This is a genomic window from Micromonospora sp. NPDC048835 (genome assembly GCF_040649995.1).
Taxonomy (GTDB): domain Bacteria; phylum Actinomycetota; class Actinomycetes; order Mycobacteriales; family Micromonosporaceae; genus Micromonospora.
Genome location: NZ_JBEZGM010000003.1, coordinates 165,908 through 179,458, shown reverse-complemented (window position 1 = coordinate 179,458; position 13,551 = coordinate 165,908). Strand labels below are relative to the sequence as shown.

Sequence of the window (13,551 nt, the reverse complement as noted above, 5' to 3'; positions counted from 1 at the left end):
ACGCCGCGCCTCACATCGTCGCGGTGACCTTCTTCAACCCGCGCGGCGCGTCCGGGTCCTCGCCTCGGGTGAGGGCGAGGGCGAGGGCCAACCGCTGCATCGGCAGGATGTCCAGCAGCGGTGCGTACCGCTCGTCGACCTCGGGGACGGCCAGCCGGGTGGCGCCCGGCACGTCGGCGGAGCCGACCACCACGACGTCGGCGCGACGTTCACCGAGGCGGGGCAGCACCTCTCCCATCGACCGCCCGCCGGGGCCGGAGCCGACCACGGCCAGCACCGGGACCTCCGGGTCGGTCATCGCGAGCGGACCGTGCAGGAGGTCGGCCCCGGAGAAGGCGAGCGCCGGCAGGTACGACGTCTCCATCAGCTTGAGCGCGGCCTCCCGTGCGGTCGGGTACGCGTACCCCCGGCCGGTGGTGACGAGCTGACGGGCGAAGCGGTAGCGGGGCGCGAGCTGGGCCGGGGTGCCGTCGGCCAGGGTGCGGGTGGCCAGCTCGGGCAGCATGTCGAGCGCCTCCCGTTCGGCCTTCGGCAGCACACCGTCGCCGGCCCGGATCCCCTCCACGAGCATCAGCAGGGCGAGCAACTCGGCGGTGTACGTCTTGGTGGCGGCCACCGCGCGCTCGTGCCCGGCGGCGATGTCGACGCTCAGCTCGGCCACGTCGACCAGGGGCGAGTCGGGGGCGTTGGTCACCGCGAGGGTCAGCGCGCCGGATGCTCGGGCGGCGCGCAGCACCTCGGCCAGGTCGGGCGAGCCGCCACTCTGGCTGACTCCGACGACGAGCGCGTCGGACAGGTCGGGCCGGCCACCGAACAGGGTGACGACGCTTGGCGAGGCGAGCCCGGCGGGCAGGCCGAGCCGGATCTCGGTCAGGTAGGCCCCGTAGAGCGCCGCGTGATCGGAGGTGCCCCGCGCGGTGAAGACCACGTGCCGCGGCCGACGTTCGGCGATGACCGCCGCCACCCGGGCGATCTCGGCGGCGTTTGCGGCGGAGAGCAGGCGCGCGTAGCCAGCCGGCTGCTCGTCGATGTCGGCGGCCATTCCAGCCCCTGCACGTGTCACGGAAACCCCTCCCCCTGCGCGGTTGCCGCGCGATTCTTGCTCAGTCTTGCACTTTTAAGCGTGTCTCAGCAATCTAACGAGCAGGACTGCGCAGGTGATCACCAGTTGATCTCAATATCAACTACGCTTTCCCCGATGTACCCGGTCTAGCCCGGACGAGAGGACGACGTGCCCGAGGGAACGGACGACCCCGCGCTCTCCGCGACGGAGGAGCTGGCGCTGGCCCGGCTGGCCCTCGACGAGGGCGACCTGCACCACGCCGCCGGCCACCTCGCCGGGGCCCTGGCGCAGGCTCCCACCCTCCCCGAGGTGCACGAGGCGCTGGCCCGGCTCGCCGCGACGAACGGTGGGGGCCTCGACCTCTTCCCCCTCAACCACCACACCTTCGTCGGTGCGGTCGTCGCCCGCGCCCACCTGCTGGCCACCGCCGGCCGCCCCGCCGAAGGGCTGGAACTGCTGGCCGCGGCGACCGCGTACGCGCCCAGCACCGAGTGGGCCGGCGTGCCCTGGGTCACCGCACCCGAGCTGGCCGAACGACTGGACCCGGAGCACGTCGCCCGCGTCCTCATGCAGGTGTGTGCCGCGCTGCCCGACCCGGTGCCGAGGGTCGGCCGGGCCCCGCTGACCCCGTACCTGACGCTCGCCCGCAACGCGGCCACCGTGCACCCCGACCACGGCCTGCTGCTGGGCGCGGCGTCCGCGCTGGCTCGGCGCCTCGGCGAGGTCGAGCTGGCGGTCCGCTGGGCCACCCGGGGGGTACGCGCGCAGCCCTCGAAGATGGGCGAGGTGTGGCTCGGGTACGCGTACCGCAGCTCGGGCCGGACCCGCGACGGCCTCGCGGCCCTCGGTCGGGCCGTCAAGCTGGACCCCGACGACCTGGCGATCTACGCGGACATCGCCGGCACCCTGGCCGAGATCGGCCGGCTGGACGAGGCGTTGGAGTGGACCGAGCGGGCGCTGGCGCGTGACCCGTCGTTCGACTGCGCGGTGCACACCGCGCACCGGCTACGGCACCTCCGCGACGGCGACCTCGCCCACCTGGTCGCGCTCGCCGACTTCGTGCGCGACCACCCGGACGACAGCCACGAGCACGGCGACCTGGCCCAGTGCTGCCGGGGGCGGCCCTGGCTGGGCCAGCTCACCCCGGCCGGCGGGCCCCTGCTCGACGCGATGCGCCAGGCGGTGGCCGATGACGACAACGGCCTGGGCGCCGAGGTACGCCTACCCGCCGCCGCCCCGCCGAGCGCGGTCGGGACAGCGATCTCCACCGCTCCCGGGCTGCGGATCGAGGTCGTCGGCGCACCTGAGCCCGACCCGCGCGAGCCCCGACGGGCGTCCGCTCAGCGATTGTGGCACTACGTGGACGCCGTCCCCACGCCCGCGCTGGCGGCACCCTCGGCGGCGGCCGTCGAACGGATCGGGCAGGTCGCCCACCCGGCGTGGGCGCACCCACCGGCGGCGTACGACGCGGCGGTCGGGTTGGCCGGGCTCGACCTGGCCGACCTGCTCGGCCTGCTTGTGCATCCGCCACCGGCGCCGGCCAACGCGGTGGGTCGACTGTTGGCGGCCCACGACCCGTCGGTGTGGGTCCGTGGTGTGCAGGTGTGGGCCTGTCTCGGGCTGCTGCACCACCGCACCGACGAGCCGTGGGAGGGCTCGACCCGACGCCGGGTGCTGCTCGATCTGATCTGGGGCGTCGAGGACTGGGTCACCGAGGCGGCGCTGTTCGCCCTGGTCACGGCCGCCTGGGTGGATCCCGCGGTGCGCCCGGACGTGGCCCGGGTGGTGGCGGAGCGGCTTGCCGACGCGGCTGCCGTGGCACGGACCCGACCGGTTCCGATCGCTGTCTCGCTGGCGCACCTGGCGCTCGCCGCTCCGCAGTTGGACCCGGCGACGGCCACGCTGGCCACCGAGCTGCTGAACGCCCACAAACCCAGGCTTCCCAGCCCCCGCAACCCGCTGCGCCGCCTCTGGCAACGCCTGAACCGCCGCAGCTGACCCGCCCCGCCCCACCCCTTCCCCCGCGATCTTGCACTTACTGTTGGCGCTTTGTCGCAAACAGGGCTTGTGCACCCGCACAAAGTGCAAGATCGCGGGGGGAAGGTGGGTTTACCCGACGGGGGCCTTGCCGAGGGCGACCTCGGCGTCCTCCTCCGGGGTGGCCTGCGGCGGTGCCTCGTTCGCGGTGCGCAGCGGGATCTCCTTGATGAACCAGGCAAGCACCGGGATCACGACCGTGAACAGCACCGCCCAGAGGAAGACGTGCGAGATCGCGTCGGCGAGACCACCGAGCACCAACTCGCGCGCCTGCGCGGGCAGCTCCTTGAGCTTGTCCAGATCGACCCCGCCGCCGCCGGAATCGCCGCCGAAGGCCCGGCCGCCCTCGGAGTTGGCCAGCCGGTTGGCGAAGATCGCGCCGAACAACGAGATGCCGAACGATCCGCCGATGGACCGGAAGAACGTCGCCGCACCGCTGGCCGCGCCGAGGTCCTTCTGCTCGACGCTGTTCTGCGCGATCAGCATCGACGTCTGCATGAGGAAGCCCATGCCGACGCCGAGCACCACCATGTAGAGCGACGACGTCAGCTTGCTGGTGTTGGTGTCGAGCATGGACAGCAGCACCATGCCGCCGGCCATCACCACACCACCGATGATCGGGTACGCCCGGTACCTGCCGTTCTTGGTGATCGCCCGGCCGACGACGAGCGAGACGACGAGCATGCCGAACATCAGGGGCAGCAGCAGCAGACCACTGTTTGTCGCCGACGCGCCCTGCACGGTCTGCTGGTACAGCGGCAGGAAGTTCATCGCGCCGAACATCGCGAAGCCGAGCAGGAAGCCGATCACCGAGATCAACGCGAAGTTGCGGTTGGCGAAGAGCCCCAACGGCAGGATCGGCTCCTGCACCCGGCGCTCCACGAGGCCGAACGCCACCAACGCGACGACAGCCAGCACGGCCAGGCCGAAGATCTGCGGGGACGTCCAGTCGTACTCGTTGCCGCCCCAGGTGGTGACGAGCACGATCGCGGTGATGCCGATCGAGAGCAGCCCGGCGCCGAGCCAGTCGATCCGGTGCTCGGTGCGGTACTTCGGCAGGTGCATGGTGGTGATCAGCACGAGCAGCGCGACACCGCCAAGCGGCAGGTTCACGTAGAACGCCCAGCGCCAGGAGAGGTGGTCGGTGATGAAGCCACCGACAAGCGGTCCGGCGACCATGGCGATGGCCATGATGCCGGCGATCATGCCCTGGTAGCGCCCACGCTCGCGGGGCGGGACCAGGTCACCGATGATCGCCATCACGCCGACCATGAGGCCACCGGCGCCGAGGCCCTGCACGGCCCGGAAGGCGATGAGCTGGACCATGCCGTCCTCCGGGCCACCGAGCATGCCGGAGCCGGCCATGCCGCAGAGGGCCGAGCCGACGAGGAAGACGACGACCGAGGTCAGGAAGACCGACTTACGGCCGTAGAGGTCTCCGAGCTTGCCCCAGATGGGGGTGGAGACGGTGGTGCCCAGCACGTACGCGGTGACCACCCAGGTGAAGTGGTTGAGGCCGCCGAACTCGTTCACGATCCGCGGTAGCGCCGTGCTGACGATCATGTTGTCGAGCATCGCGAGCATCATCGCGATCATCAGACCGAACAGCACCACCCGTATGTTGTTGGGTCGCGTGCCGGCCTGTGGTGTTTGAGTCATGGGTAAGCTCCCCCCGAGGATTGTCGTACTTACTTGCCGCCCGGCTAGTCACCTTACTAGCCGCACGGTAAGTTGGGTACGAGCAACCGGTCAAGCCATTTGGAGGGTGTGGGTGAGCGAGAGCACAGGCGGCGGAACGCGGGAACGGATCAAGGCCGTCGCGCTCGAACTCTTCACCGAGCAGGGTTACGAGAAGACCTCGCTCCGGGAGATCGCCGAGCGCCTCAACGTCACCAAGGCCGCGCTCTACTACCACTTCAAGAGCAAGGACGACATCGTCGCCAGCTTCGTCGAGGACCGGCTGGAGCAGATCGACGCGCTGACCGCCTGGGCCGAGTCGCGGCCCGCGACCCTGGACACCCGGCGCGAGCTGGTCGCCCGCTACGCCGAGACGATGTTCGGCGGCGAGATGCCCTCGGTGATGCGCTTCTTCGAGCAGAACCAGACGGTGCTGAAGAGTCTCGTCGCCGGCCAGCAGATGCGCGGCCGGATGATGACGCTCGCTGACGCGCTCTGCCGGGGCGACGACTCCCCCAGAGCCCAACTGCGCGCCACCCTGTCCCTGTTCGCGGTGCACGGCAGCTGGTTCGCGCTGCGCGCACCGCACATCAGCGACGACGAACGCCGCAAGATCGCCCTTGAGGTGGCAGACGAGTTGCTCGCCGCCATCGGGGTGCCCGACGAGGAGAGCTGAGCCCGCAACGGCAGGCTGACGGCGCGTTTCAGCCGTGCGTCAGCTCCAGCCGCAGGCCGAGCAGGTCGACCCCCGCCGCCGGCGACCAGTCCTTCTCCGGCGCGCGGACGAACCCGCGCCGCGAGTAGAGCCGATGCGCCGGATCGGCCATCCCGGCCCGGACGCAGATCACCACCGCCGTGCAGCCCAACCCGGTGGCCCGGTCGACACACGCCTCGACAAGCGTGGCGCCAACGCCCCGCCCCTGGGCGCCGGGGTCGACCGCGAGCATCCGGAACTCCGCCTCACCCGGCCCGGACAGCTCGGCGTACGGGGTGCCCGGCAGCACGAACGTGACCGAACCGAGGACCGCCTCGGTCACCTCGTCGACCGCGACCAGCACCGCGCCACTGGCGGCTCGGGTCGACACGTCGGCAAGCACCTCGCCGTACCCGTGTTCGCCCTTGAGCTGACCGTCCGCCTCGTACGCGGCCACCGTCAGCCGGGCGACCGCCGGGAAGTCGACCGGCTCGGCCAGCCGGACCCGTAAGCCGGTCAAGCGATCACCGCGATCAGGTCACCGTCCTGCACGACATCGCCCTCGTGCACGGCGAGCTGCTGGAGCACGCCATCGGACTCGGCGATGACCGGGATCTCCATCTTCATCGACTCGAGGATCACCAGGGTGTCACCCTCGGCCACCGTGTCACCGGCCGTGGCGACGACCTTCCAGACGTTGGCCACCATCTCGGCGCGGATCTCCTCGGCCATGTCCAGGCCCTCCCTCTTCGCGACGTGCCTGCCGATGTATCCAATCATGGGTCGACGGGCGATGGGTGCGCAGCGGCACAGCCGGGATGGCAGGCCCGCCCTGGGGAAGGCCACGGGTGCCGACCGCACTACCATCAGCGGGTCGGACCCGACGCCGGACCACCGGTGGCTGCATCGGCGCCGAGGTCGCGCGCAGGACGGATCCGACCCATCACGAGGAGGTCAGCATGGCGAAGAAGTCCCGGAAGAAGAAGGCTCGTAAGAAGAGCGCCGCGAACCACGGCAAGCGTCCCAACTCCTGACCGGATCGACGGGCCGGCGGCCCGTCGCCGCTCAGCCGGCCGAGGCCGGGTACGCCGGTGGCCCGGGTCGACATCGACCCGGGCCACCGGTCTTGCCAGCTCACGCCGACGCGCAGTCGGCCAGCTCAGCCGCTCAGTCGGCCAGCTCACGGGAGTCGCTGGTCTCGAAGACCACCAGCTCGGTGAGCTTGACCCGCAGCCGCTCGCGCAGCTCGTCCGGCGCGGTCTCGTTGCCACAGCAACGCGCCACCAGCGCCCGCACCTCCTGCTCCAGCCCGTACTCGCGCAGACACGGCCCGCACTCGTCCAGGTGGTGCCGGATCAGTGAGCGGCGCTCGTCGGCGCACTCCAGATCCAGGTAGAGATACACCTCCGCGAGCACTTCGCGGCAGTCCGTCTCGTGCGGCTCCCCACAGCTCACGTCACACCTCCCGGCCGGCAGCGGCGGTCGAGCCCTTCGACGAGCGGGCCGCACTGAAGCCCCGCTCCCCCGCGTAGCGCTCGAGCAGCTTGCGCAGATTACGACGGCCCCGGTGCAGACGCGACATGACGGTGCCGATCGGTGTGCCCATGATGTCGGCGACCTCCTTGTAGGAGAAGCCCTCGACGTCGGTGAGGTAGACGGCCAGGCGGAACTCCTCCGGCAACTGCTGGAGGGCCTCCTTGACGTCACTGTCCGGAAGCCGGTCCAGTGCCTCCGTCTCGGCGGAGCGCAGCCCGCTCGAGGTGTGCGACTCGGCCTCGGCCAACTGCCAGTCGGTGATCTCCTCCGTGGGCGCCTGGATCGGTTGGCGCTGCCGCTTGCGGTAGGAGTTGATGTAGGTGTTGGTCAGGATCCGATACAGCCAGGCCTTCAGGTTCGTGCCCTGCTCGAACTGGTGGAAGGCCGCGTACGCCTTCAGGTAGGTCTCCTGGACCAGGTCCTCGGCATCCGCCGGGTTGCGTGTCATCCGCAGCCCAGCAGCGTAGAGCTGATCGACGAATGGCATCGCGTCCCGTTCGAATCGGGCCCTGCGCTCGTCCGTCTTCTCGGTGGTCAACCGCACATCCCCTCGCGTCGGATGCTTTCCCGCCGAGGATACGCGCACGGACCTGCCCGCAGATTCACTTCCGGCCGGTGTGCCCGTGCTCACCGCACCCACCCCGCCCGGTCCCGCCGTAGCGGGCCACTCCGGGCCATCCAGCAGCCGCTTCAGCTGCCGGGCGTCCCGTTCGTCCCGTTCCAGGCTTCGTGTCTCGGTTGGCACCGGTCACCCCCCTCGCAGAAAAGTCGTCCGGGGGTTGTAACGCGAGATGACCAGTGGGGCATTCCGGCCGGCTCTCCCGTTCCTGGTCCCGGCCCCGACGGCGGCCGGCGCTGGGACCAGGAAGGGCCTGGGAGGACTGGTGTCACCGGCCCTGATCGGGCCGGCGGCACCATCGGATGCAACGACCCGTGCCCGCGCTGGAAACGGTCCCACCGGCGAGCCGGTCAGTTGTCCGCCCAACCCTGGGCGTGCAGCCAGTCGCGCACCGCAGCGGCGGTGCCGGGCGGGTCCCGGCGCAGATCGTGCGTCTCACCGGCGCGGCTCACCACCTGCACGGCCGCCCCCGGCTCGGGCATCCCGAACGGGTCCCGGTCGCCGTTGACGACGAGTGTCGGCAGGCCGGTGTCCAGTTCGGCGGCCCGTGAGCGCTCCGGACGGCCCGGCGGGTGCAGCGGAAAGGCCAACGCGACCACACCCACCGCGCCCACCGCACGGGCCGTCCGGCACGCCACCCGGGCACCACTTGAACGCCCGCCCACCACCACCGTCGTAACGTCGGCGTACCGCTCCCGCAGCGCGGCGAGCACCGCCACCCAGGCTTCGTCGAGGTGACCTGCCGGGGCCGGCGCACGTCGACCGGCGACCCGGTAGGGCTGGGTCACCCGAACCACCGCCAGGCCGGCCGCGACCGCCGCGTCCCGAACCGCGAGCAGGTCCGGCGCGTCGACGCTGCCGCCCGCACCATGCCCGAGGACGAGCAGGGCGGTGGCCGGACGGCCCGGCAGGTCGGTGTCCACCCGCGCCAGACCGCGCGGGGTGTCGATCTCGTTGCTGACTGGCACCGGCCTATTCTGCGTCGCCGAGCGGGCCGCGGGTGCGAACCCGACCGCCGATCAGCTCAGCGGGACCAGGGCGAGCAGACGATCGCGCACCGGCGGACCGGGGTCGTCGATGGCGTCCGGATCGGGGTCGACCTCGCCACGCCAGGCGACGAGCATCGCCCGTCTCTCCCGTGGCGTGGTGCCGCCCCACACGCCGTGACAGTCGCCGACGTCGAGGGCCCAGGCCAGGCAGGACCCCTGCACGTCGCAACTGCGGCACAGCGCGACGGCGGCGTCCGCCGGCTCGTTCGGTGCCGGAAAGAATGTCTCCGGATCGACGCTCTGGCAGGTGCCCCTGGTGCGCCACGCGTCGTCCTGTTGCCGGTCTCGCACTGCCCGCAGCAGTCGCGGATCTCGCCGCGCCGCTGCCACCTCGTGCGGGCGCGGCATACGTGCCCTTGTCATCCACCCACCTCCCCCGTGGGACCGGCAAGATCTGTGCACGCCGTCCGCCCCGTGCGGAACAGCAGCCACTACCGGCGCTGTGTTCTATCGCACTTCGCGACGCCGGGACAAGGGTCTGCCGGGAACATGACTGAACAGCCAGGAGACGAATCGCGCGTAATCCTGGCAAATCGGTGACCGACAATGCAGGGCGACGTCAGAACAGCGTCAACTCCTGCGGAGTCACCGTCGGCGCCACCGCCACCCGCGCGGTCAGGTGCGGGCCGTCGTTGCGAACGTCGCCCACCGCCGCACCCACCGGGCGGATCTCCAACCCCGCCAACTGCTCCGCTGACGCCGCGGTGAGCAGCCGCTCCGGCTCGTCGGTGGGCGCGAGCCACGACGACCAACGCTCGGGTGGCAGCAGCACCGGCATCCGGTCGTGCACCTCGGTCAGGTCGCCGAGCGCCGCGGTGGTCAACACGCTGAACGTCAGCCGGGTCTCGGCCGCAGACTCCCAGACCGCCCAGATGCCGGCCAGGGCGAGGACCGAGCCGTCCCGGGGGGTCATGAAGTACGCCTGCCGGCCGCCGTCGGGCAGCCGGACCCACTCGTACCAGCCGTCGGCCGGCACCAGACAGCGGCGACGGGCGAAGGAGCCGGCGTACGCCCGACTGGTGGCCACCGTCTCGGCCCGCGCATTGATCATGCGGGCCGCCCCCGAGGCGGACCGGGACCAGTGCGGCAACAGCCCCCACCGACCGACACAGAGGCTGCGGTGCCCCTCCGGGCTGACCCGGACCAGCGGCACCGGGTCGGTCGGCGCGACGTTGTGGTCCGTGCGGACCAGGCCGTCGGAGTCGTCGGACGACTCGAACAGCGCGCTCAGCTCGCCGGAACTCCGGGTCGTCGCGTACCTGCCGCACATGGGGCACACGCTAACGCGTCGGAGGCCCCGTCGGCTGTCCCGCCAACCGGGAGTACGAACGCCGGACGCCGCCACCCACCCGCCGACACGGCAGAATGTAACCGTGGGGAACCTGACCGCGACCCGGCCGCCGCAGCCGTGGACCGCACCGACCGCATCCGACCCGGTGGCGGCGACGCTGCGCCTGCCCGGTTCCAAATCGATGACCGCCCGGGCCCTGGTGCTCAGCGCGCTTGCCGCCGGCCCGTCGACGCTGGCCCGGCCACTGCGCGCCCGCGACACCGAGTTGATGGCCGCGGGCCTGCGGGCGATGGGCGCGCACGTGTCGATAAGTGACGACGAGCGCTGGCTGATCCGACCGCACCCGCTGGTCGGGCCCGCCCACGTCGACGTGGGGCTGGCCGGCACCGTGATGCGTTTCGTGCCGCCGGTGGCGGGCCTGGCCGACGGGCAGGTCACCTTCGACGGCGACCCGTACGTCCGCACCCGGCCGCTCGGCCCGCTCGTCGGCGCGCTGCGCTCGCTCGGCGTCCGGATCGACGTCACCGGCACCGGCAGCCTCCCGCTGACCGTGCTCGGCACCGGCCGGGTCACCGGGGGCGAGGTGGTGATCGACGCGTCCGCCTCCAGCCAGCTCGTCTCCGGGCTGCTGCTCGCCGCTCCGCGCTTCGACCGGGGTGTCGTCGTACGCCACGTCGGGCCGCCGGTGCCCTCCGCGCCGCACCTTCGGATGACGGTGCGGATGCTGCGGGCCGCCGGCGCAGCGGTCGACGACAGCACCCCCGACGTCTGGGCCGTCGAGCCCGGCCCGCTCTCCGGGCGCGGCTGGGACATCGAGCCCGACCTCTCCGGCGCCGTGCCGTTCTTCGCCGCGGCACTCGTCACCGGCGGCGAGGTGACCCTGCAGGGTTGGCCGCGCAGCAGCGGGCAGCCGGTCGAGCAGCTCCGCTCGCTGCTGCAACGGATGGGCGGCGAGGTCAGCCTCTCCACCGACGGGCTGACCGTCCGCGGCACCGGCGTGGTGCACGGTCTGACCGCCGACCTGTCCGACGTCGGCGAGTTGACCCTGGTGCTGACCGCGCTGGCCATGCTCGCCGACTCGCCGTCGGTCTTCACCGGTGTCGGGCACATCCGCGGCCACGAGACCGACCGGCTCGCCGCGCTCGCCCGCGAGTTCGGCGGGCTCGGGGCGGACATCACCGAGACACCTGACGGGTTGGAGATCCGCCCCCGCCCGCTGCGCGGCGGGGCCTTCCGCACCTACCACGACCACCGGATGGCGCACGCCGCCGCGGTGGCCGGGCTGGCCGTGCCGGGCATCGAGGTGGATGACGTGGGGTGTACCTCCAAGACCATGCCCGAGTTCCCGGCACTATGGTCAGCGATGGTGACCGGCAAGTGAGCGTCCGGAAACCCCGTGACGAGCGAGGCGGAGTCCAGGCGGCGATCCGGCAAGGCGGAGTTTGGTCCGGATACCGGTGTTGTATCCGGACCAAACTCCAACGCCGCCGGTCGTCGGCTGGGCCCGCCGCAGCCGTTGCGGGGTTTCCGGACGCTCACTAAGAGCTGACGCGAGAAGGGGACAGGTCCTGGCGACCAGACGGCGGGAGTACGACGAGGACGACGTACGGGTCCGGCCCGGAAAGTCGTCGCGGCCGCGTACGCGCACCCGCCCCCAGCACGCCGACGCGGTCGACGGGTTCGTCATCGCCGTCGACCGGGGGCGCTACACCTGCGTGATCTCCGGGGCCGAGCGCGGCGTGGTCGGCGCGGAGCTGCCCACGGTCACCGCCATGCGGGCCCGTGAGTTGGGCCGCAAGTCGGTGGTGGTCGGCGACCGGGTGAGCCTGGTCGGTGACACGTCCGGCGCGGAGGGCGCGCTCGCCCGGATCGTCCGGATCGCCGAGCGCCGCTCGGTGCTGCGCCGCACCGCTGACGACGACGAGACCACCGCCGAGGGCCGGCTGGAACGGGTGGTGGTGGCGAACGCCGACCAGTTGGTGATCGTCAGCGCGCTGGCCGATCCGCCGCCGCGCACCGGGTTCATCGACCGCTGCCTGGTGGCGGCGTACGACGCGGACGTCGAGCCGCTGCTCTGCCTCACCAAGGCCGACCTGGCCGGGCCGGAGGAGGTGCTCGGCTACTACACCGAGTTGGAGCTGCCGTACGTGCTGAACCGCCCCGACTCCGACCTGGACGCGCTCCGTACGCTGCTCAGCGGCAAGGTGTCGGTGTTGGTGGGGCACTCCGGGGTGGGCAAGTCGACGCTCGTCAACCGCCTCGTTCCGGACGCGCTGCGCGCCGTCGGCGTGGTCAGCGCGATCGGCCGGGGCCGGCACACCTCGACAAGCGCGGTGGCGCTACGGCTGCCACCGGTGCCGGGGGTCGACACCGACCCGGGCTGGATCATCGACACGCCCGGGATCCGCAGCTTCGGGTTGGCGCACGTCTCGGCCGACAGCCTGCTGCACGGCTTCCCGGACCTGGTCGAAGGCACCGTGGACTGTCCGCCCAACTGCCCGCACACCGCGGACGAGGCCGAGTGCGGGCTGGACGCCTGGGTCGCCGCCGGTAAGGCGGACCCGCGCCGGCTGGCCTCGTACCGCCGGTTGCTCGCCTCCCGCGCCGGGGAGGGTGACGCGCGCGGTGACAGCGACCAGCGCGGGCCCGGCGAGGGTGACCGGCGCGGGCCCGACGAGTGACCCGTCGGGCGTGGGCTAGGTTGCCGGCATGACTGGGTACGCCGCCGATCTCGCCCTCGCCCACGTGCTCGCCGACCGGGCCGACGCCATCGCCACGGACCGATTCCGCGCGCTCGACCTGCGCGTCGAGGCGAAGCCCGACCTGACACCGGTGTCCGATGCGGACACCGCGGTGGAGCGGGAGATCCGCGCCCTGTTGGCCGAGCACCGGCCGGCGGACGGGCTGCTCGGTGAGGAGTACGGGGCGCAGCCCTCCGCCGACCAGAACGGCCGGCGGTGGATCATCGACCCGATCGACGGCACCAAGAACTTCGTCCGTGGCGTACCTGTCTGGGCCACCCTGATCGCGCTCTACGACGGCGACCGGCCGGCGGTCGGCGTGGTGTCCGCCCCGGCCCTCGGTCGACGGTGGTGGGCAAGTGCGGGCGCGGGCGCGTACGCCGGTTCGGGCCCCGCCGACGGCGAGCGGATCGGCGTGTCAGCGGTGGGCCGGGTGGCGGACGCCAGCGTCTGTTACTCCTCGCTGACCGGGTGGGAGCGGGCCGGGCGGCTCGACGCGATGCTCGACCTGCTGCGCGACGGCTGGCGCAGCCGGGCGTACGGCGACTTCTACGGTTACATGCTGCTCGCCGAAGGCGCACTGGACGTGATGGTGGAACCGGAGTTGTCGCTGTGGGACGTGGCCGCGCTGGTGCCGGTCATCACGGAGGCGGGTGGCACGGTGACGGATCTGGACGGGACACCGTCGCCGACCGGCGCTCCGGGCACCGACAGCAGCGTGGTGGCCACCAACGGTGTGCTGCACGACGACATCCTCGCCCGTCTCAATCGGCCAGCCGAGCGCTGACCCCCGGCAACCTCTATCCTCGCCAGGTGGTCTCCTCCGGCTGGTGCTTCCTCGCGG

General features: G+C 72.0%; 15 protein-coding genes. 5 read left to right on the top strand and 10 right to left on the bottom strand.

Going from position 1 to position 13,551, the window contains the following annotated elements; all coding sequences use genetic code 11:
• Window positions 1-10: 10 nt before the first annotated feature.
• Window positions 11-1,042, bottom strand: a complete 1,032-nt coding sequence (locus AB0C15_RS05585; RefSeq protein ID WP_357348990.1) for an SIS domain-containing protein — start codon at window positions 1,040-1,042, stop codon at window positions 11-13.
• 189 nt (window positions 1,043-1,231) lie between these two features.
• Here AB0C15_RS05585 and AB0C15_RS05580 point away from each other — a divergent pair, with 189 nt between their 5' ends.
• Window positions 1,232-3,061, top strand: a complete 1,830-nt coding sequence (locus AB0C15_RS05580) for a tetratricopeptide repeat protein (protein WP_357348988.1) — start codon at window positions 1,232-1,234, stop codon at window positions 3,059-3,061.
• 111 nt (window positions 3,062-3,172) lie between these two features.
• Here AB0C15_RS05580 and AB0C15_RS05575 read toward each other — a convergent pair whose 3' ends face one another.
• On the bottom strand, window positions 3,173-4,759 hold the full coding sequence (locus tag AB0C15_RS05575; RefSeq protein ID WP_357348986.1) for an MDR family MFS transporter: 1,587 nt from the start codon (window positions 4,757-4,759) through the stop codon (window positions 3,173-3,175).
• A 106-nt stretch (window positions 4,760-4,865) separates the two neighbouring features.
• On the opposite strand from AB0C15_RS05575, the gene AB0C15_RS05570 reads away from it, so the two are divergent.
• On the top strand, window positions 4,866-5,453 hold the full coding sequence (locus AB0C15_RS05570; protein WP_357348984.1) for a helix-turn-helix domain-containing protein: 588 nt from the start codon (window positions 4,866-4,868) through the stop codon (window positions 5,451-5,453).
• A gap of 28 nt (window positions 5,454-5,481) precedes the next feature.
• Here the strand turns inward: AB0C15_RS05570 and AB0C15_RS05565 are convergent, their stop codons facing one another.
• The 8 genes from AB0C15_RS05565 to AB0C15_RS05530 form a co-directional block, all read right to left on the bottom strand.
• Entirely contained in the window at window positions 5,482-5,991 is a 510-nt protein-coding gene (locus AB0C15_RS05565; protein ID WP_357348982.1) for a GNAT family N-acetyltransferase, read from the bottom strand.
• On the bottom strand, window positions 5,988-6,209 hold the full coding sequence (locus AB0C15_RS05560) for a biotin/lipoyl-binding carrier protein (protein ID WP_030490397.1): 222 nt from the start codon (window positions 6,207-6,209) through the stop codon (window positions 5,988-5,990). The genes AB0C15_RS05565 and AB0C15_RS05560 overlap by 4 nt, the downstream gene beginning before the upstream one ends.
• A 205-nt stretch (window positions 6,210-6,414) precedes the next feature.
• Complete coding sequence (locus AB0C15_RS05555; RefSeq protein ID WP_357348980.1) at window positions 6,415-6,579, bottom strand: hypothetical protein; 165 nt, start codon at window positions 6,577-6,579, stop codon at window positions 6,415-6,417.
• Between the two features lie 59 nt (window positions 6,580-6,638).
• A complete protein-coding gene (rsrA, locus tag AB0C15_RS05550; protein ID WP_030336658.1) occupies window positions 6,639-6,926 on the bottom strand; it encodes a mycothiol system anti-sigma-R factor in 288 nt (95 codons plus the stop codon).
• 1 nt (window position 6,927) lies between these two features.
• Window positions 6,928-7,752 (bottom strand): sigma-70 family RNA polymerase sigma factor, encoded by an 825-nt coding sequence (locus AB0C15_RS05545; protein ID WP_357348978.1) that lies wholly within the window; start codon window positions 7,750-7,752, stop codon window positions 6,928-6,930.
• A 224-nt stretch (window positions 7,753-7,976) separates the two neighbouring features.
• The gene (locus tag AB0C15_RS05540; protein WP_357348976.1) at window positions 7,977-8,594 is read right to left on the bottom strand and encodes an alpha/beta family hydrolase; all 618 of its coding nucleotides are present in this window, start codon (window positions 8,592-8,594) and stop codon (window positions 7,977-7,979) included.
• Between the two features lie 51 nt (window positions 8,595-8,645).
• Window positions 8,646-9,038 carry a WhiB family transcriptional regulator gene (locus tag AB0C15_RS05535; RefSeq protein ID WP_357348974.1) on the bottom strand — a complete coding sequence of 131 codons (393 nt, stop codon included), beginning with the start codon at window positions 9,036-9,038 and terminating at the stop codon, window positions 8,646-8,648.
• A 196-nt stretch (window positions 9,039-9,234) separates the two neighbouring features.
• Window positions 9,235-9,945: an SOS response-associated peptidase gene (locus AB0C15_RS05530; RefSeq protein WP_357348972.1), complete on the bottom strand. Its 711-nt coding sequence runs from the start codon at window positions 9,943-9,945 to the stop codon at window positions 9,235-9,237.
• A gap of 103 nt (window positions 9,946-10,048) precedes the next feature.
• On the opposite strand from AB0C15_RS05530, the gene aroA reads away from it, so the two are divergent.
• The 3 genes from aroA (at window position 10,049) to hisN (ending at window position 13,494) form a co-directional block, all read left to right on the top strand.
• Window positions 10,049-11,347 (top strand): 3-phosphoshikimate 1-carboxyvinyltransferase, encoded by a 1,299-nt coding sequence (gene aroA / locus AB0C15_RS05525; protein WP_357348970.1) that lies wholly within the window; start codon window positions 10,049-10,051, stop codon window positions 11,345-11,347.
• A 304-nt stretch (window positions 11,348-11,651) separates the two neighbouring features.
• A complete protein-coding gene (gene rsgA, locus AB0C15_RS05520; protein WP_357349330.1) occupies window positions 11,652-12,647 on the top strand; it encodes a ribosome small subunit-dependent GTPase A in 996 nt (331 codons plus the stop codon).
• A 28-nt stretch (window positions 12,648-12,675) separates the two neighbouring features.
• Window positions 12,676-13,494 carry a histidinol-phosphatase gene (hisN, locus tag AB0C15_RS05515; RefSeq protein WP_357348968.1) on the top strand — a complete coding sequence of 273 codons (819 nt, stop codon included), beginning with the start codon at window positions 12,676-12,678 and terminating at the stop codon, window positions 13,492-13,494.
• The last annotated feature ends 57 nt before the right edge of the window (window positions 13,495-13,551 follow it).

Coding starts and splice junctions, on each gene's coding strand:
- AB0C15_RS05585 (WP_357348990.1), bottom strand. CDS start 1,042: ATGGCCGCCGACATCGACGAGCAGCCGGCTGGCTACGCGCGCCTGCTC.
- AB0C15_RS05575 (WP_357348986.1), bottom strand. CDS start 4,759: ATGACTCAAACACCACAGGCCGGCACGCGACCCAACAACATACGGGTG.
- AB0C15_RS05555 (WP_357348980.1), bottom strand. CDS start 6,579: ATGTCGACCCGGGCCACCGGCGTACCCGGCCTCGGCCGGCTGAGCGGC.
- AB0C15_RS05535 (WP_357348974.1), bottom strand. CDS start 9,038: ATGACAAGGGCACGTATGCCGCGCCCGCACGAGGTGGCAGCGGCGCGG.
- AB0C15_RS05530 (WP_357348972.1), bottom strand. CDS start 9,945: ATGTGCGGCAGGTACGCGACGACCCGGAGTTCCGGCGAGCTGAGCGCG.
- hisN (WP_357348968.1), top strand. CDS start 12,676: ATGACTGGGTACGCCGCCGATCTCGCCCTCGCCCACGTGCTCGCCGAC.